General features: G+C 62.5%; 2 protein-coding genes and 2 pseudogenes. 2 read left to right on the plus strand and 2 right to left on the minus strand.

Annotated elements, in window-relative coordinates:
* Positions 1–232: pseudogene (locus EN893_RS23265) on the minus strand (hypothetical protein); the annotation flags it as partial.
* Between the two features lie 352 nt (positions 233–584).
* Complete coding sequence (locus EN893_RS23270) at positions 585–1613, minus strand: CapA family protein (RefSeq protein WP_127269328.1); 1029 nt, start codon at positions 1611–1613, stop codon at positions 585–587.
* Between the two features lie 107 nt (positions 1614–1720).
* On the opposite strand from EN893_RS23270, the gene EN893_RS23275 reads away from it, so the two are divergent.
* Positions 1721–2986: a hypothetical protein gene (locus EN893_RS23275; RefSeq protein WP_127269327.1), complete on the plus strand. Its 1266-nt coding sequence runs from the start codon at positions 1721–1723 to the stop codon at positions 2984–2986.
* Positions 2987–3422: 436 nt separating this feature from the next.
* Positions 3423–3791: pseudogene (locus EN893_RS23280) on the plus strand (hypothetical protein); the annotation flags it as partial.

A 3791-nucleotide genomic window follows, 5' to 3' on the forward strand; every position in this document is an offset into this window, starting at 1 on the left:
GGATCGAAGCCGCGAAGCCGATCACATAGAGAAATACATGTGGCGTCGAGACCCATTGCTCGTTGGGGTCGGCGACCTTGTTGAACAGCCACGCGACCAGCACCACGGCCACCAGCACCAGCCCCACGAACACCGGCACCCGCCAGCGCACTTGCCGGACCGCCGAGGCCCTCGCCGCTTCATAGGCCTCTATGTCTTTCCGGATGCCGGCGATGACCGTTTCGCTCGGCATGAAATCCGCTGTTTCCACCGCTACCCCCGCAAGCCTCGACAAATTCATGATAGCTGGTTTTGTTCGATGTATCGACTGCAGTGCCTCTTCAACAAATGTCCACGCCTGATTACCACGTGGTTCCCCCAATCCGTCGCTGCTTCGCAGCGCCACCTTTCCCCCTCCGGAGGGAAAGGAAAGGAGCGTTGCTGGACGAGCGCTGACGGCAAAAGCTTGGCGCCTTTCCTCTACCCCGTCGATCGGGGGAGAGGTGGATCGGCGAAGCCGAGACGGAGTGGGGGTCGACCAGCGCCGCAAAAGACAATGCATGCGCCAGCCTGGACCCATAGGCAACGTCTCGTCGCTTGCAGCACTAAGGAAAGACCGCTTTCAGTCGCCCCTCGACCTTGTCACGCACTCGGCCCTCCAATGCCTCCACCACCACCAGCCGCTCACGGTCGCCGGCGCGCAGGCGCATGAAGGGATGCATTTGGTAAGATGCGATCGTGCCGCACGTACCGGCATCGGCACTGACTTCGACAATGAGGATAGAACCGATGCGACCGGGCCATGGCTGGCGGGCGAAGGCGGTGCCGAGGAAATCGCCGAGCCCATAAGCGACCACCGTCTTGTGGATCCTTTCCACCGGCTGCACGACATGGGCGTGATGGCCGGCGATCAGTCCGACGCCCTGCCCGGCCAGCCGCCTGGCCAGAACTCGCGTCTCGGCACGCGGAAAATGCCGGAACTCCCAGTCCCAATGCGGCACGGCGCAGAGAAGATCCAAGCCAGCGCGCGGCCAGCCCGCCGAATCGCTGTCCATCGAAACGCGCCCCGCAAACAGTTTTTCATCGGCGTTGCGCCACAGCGTGAAGGCGGCAAAGCCTACATTGAGCGATCCAACCTGCACCGGCACAACCGGACCGTCGGCGGCCAGGCCGATCGTGCGGATGCCGAGCCGCAGCAACGCCGCGACCGTCTCGTCGAAACCGGCGACGCCCTGATCGAGCACATGGTTGTTGGCCAGCGACAGCACGAGCCTTTCTCGCGCAATACCAACCGCCGCCAGCGCCTCGGCCAGAAACAACTCGCTCATCGCATGATGCGTGCCGAGCCTTGTGCCCAGCGCCGCGCTTGGTCTATCCACCACAGGGCTTTCGCAATTGCCGATCACCAGATCGGCGCCGCCAAGCAGTGCCTTGATCGCCGGATCGCAGTCCGGCGCACCGCGATTGGCCACCGCCGAGATGTCGCCGACGAACGCCAGCCGCATTGTCTGCCTTGGCGCTGAATCGATCAGCGTTTCCGCCATGGGCGAAAAGTCTTGCGCGTCGCCGGCCAGCGATGGCTTGAGGAAACGCGGCAGCCAGGACAGCTTGTAGGAAAGCGGATAGTTCGACACGCGATGCCCAATTGTTTGCCCTGTGTAAACCGTCCTCGCGGCGGGTTGAAGCGCAGCGTTGCAAATGGTGTATATCTGCGCGGCGCGACAAATATTGGGGGGAAAAGATGACACGACTGGCAGGCCTGCTGACATCCGCTTTCATTTTGCTCCTGCCGCTGTCTTCCGCGTCGGCGGCAATGCCCGAAGCGGCTACCCGACTGTTCGAGGCGAAGAGCGTGGCCGCGCGCGACACTGCCCTGTCGGTACTTGAGGCCGCCGCGCCAAAAGACCCGGCATCCGCCTATGCGGCCGGGGCGGGCGAGTTCTTCACCGCACTGGAGATCCTGGCCACCGGCCTGCACCGTCATGGTTTCGAAAGCCCGCAATCCTTCATGCTGCCGCTGATGCGGTTGCCGGTGCCCGATAATCCCAATCCCGAGCCGCTGACTTACGAGCAGTTCCGCGCCATCCTGGTCGGGTTCCGCGACCGGCTGGAGAAATCCGCCGCCACGTTTGCGTCGGTGCCGCCCGATGCCGATATCGGCATGGTCATCGATCTCACCCGCGCGGGCATCGACCTCAACGAGGACGGCACCATCGCGCCGGACGAGAGCATGGCGGCGATCATTGCCGGGTTGTCACGCGGCGGCATTACATCGGACGATGCCGTTCCCACGCTCACCTTCCGTTTCGACCGCGCCGACGGATACTGGCTGCAGGGCTATGCCGAGTTCCTGATGGCGCAGGCCGATTTCTGGCTTGCGCATGATTTCAGGAGCACCTTCGACGGCTCGTTCCACATGCTGTTCCCGCGCGCCAAGCTGCCGTTGCAGGATATTCTGGTGCCGCCGGCCGGCGACATGGGCTCGAGCATCTTCTCCTCGGAATGGCGCATCGCCGATTTCATCTCGATGGTGCATCTCATCAACTGGCCGGTGATCGAGCCGGAGCGCCGTCAAGCAGCGCGCCGCCATTTGCTGGAAATGATCCGGCTGTCGCGCGAGGACTGGAAGGCGATCCGCGCCGAGACCGACAATGACCGCGAATGGCTGCCTGGCCCGCAGCAGAAGGGCGAGAACCCGCTCACCGGCCTCGAAGTCGGCGAGGAGCAGGTTCAGGCCTGGCTCGCCGCCCTGACCATGGCCGAGGATCTCCTGGAAGGCCGCAAGCTGCTGCCGCATTTCCGCGTCACCGCCGGCACAGGCCTAGGAATCAACATGAAGCGCTTCTTCGATGACCCGAAAAACTTCGATCTGGTGCTGTCGATCACCGGCCCGGCCATCGCGCCCTACCTCGAAAGCGGCGAACTCGTGACCAGCGACGATTTCGACCAGATCCAGCGCCAGTTCGGCGGCGGCGGGTTTTTGACGTTTGCGCTCTGGTTCAACTGAGGACGGGCTGCTTCAGGCCCTTCCGCAGGGGAAATCTTGGCAAGACCGGCAACATTTTTACTGGAAGCAGGCGCCTTTCCCAGGCGATGTCTGCTGGCAGTCACCTCACTGCAGATGCCGCGCCAACGCGCTTCGCAAAAATTAGCAGCGGCTGTTTTGCTTGACTCGGCCGCCAAAAACAGGCAGCAAAACCAGGTCGGAAGGGCGACAACACCACTTTCCTGGCCGTGGACGAAGCCAAATTTGGCCCAAATCCACATCTCGTCGTTGGTTTTGAGAGGAATTGATTAACCAACTTTGTCCATATTTTGAAGCAATCGGCAACCAACTACAGACGCGGCAAACGCGTCGGGGACCACCTGGGATCACTCACAGAATGGTCGTCGCGGCTCTCAAGGCCGCGTACGGGGAAACCGGTTGAAGCGAGATTGGTTGCATGGCGTTGTTGAGTACACACAAAAAAAACCGGGGACAGCGTGAGGGCGGCGAGTTCGTCGATGCTCCGCGTTCCTCTTCCTTCAACGCTGGCCGGGTGGCCCGCTGGGTCGCGCTGCCTTGCGTCAGCACCGCCATCGGCCTTTGGTTGATCGGCACCATGGCCGGCCTCAGTTCCGTCGGCGCCTCGCTGTCGGCGACTTCGGTTGGCCTGCCCCAGACGCTGTCCATGCCGGGATCGCTCGCACTTACCGATCCGCTGAAACAGCACTTCTTGAAAGCACCCTTCGTGCTGGCCAATGCCAATGGCGGCACTCAGGCTCTGCATGATCATTCGGTGCAGTGCGGCGCCAGCTGTTTCAAGCTGGCC

Origin of the sequence: Mesorhizobium sp. M7A.F.Ca.CA.004.04.2.1, assembly GCF_004022825.1 — a bacterium.
GTDB lineage: Bacteria > Pseudomonadota > Alphaproteobacteria > Rhizobiales > Rhizobiaceae > Mesorhizobium.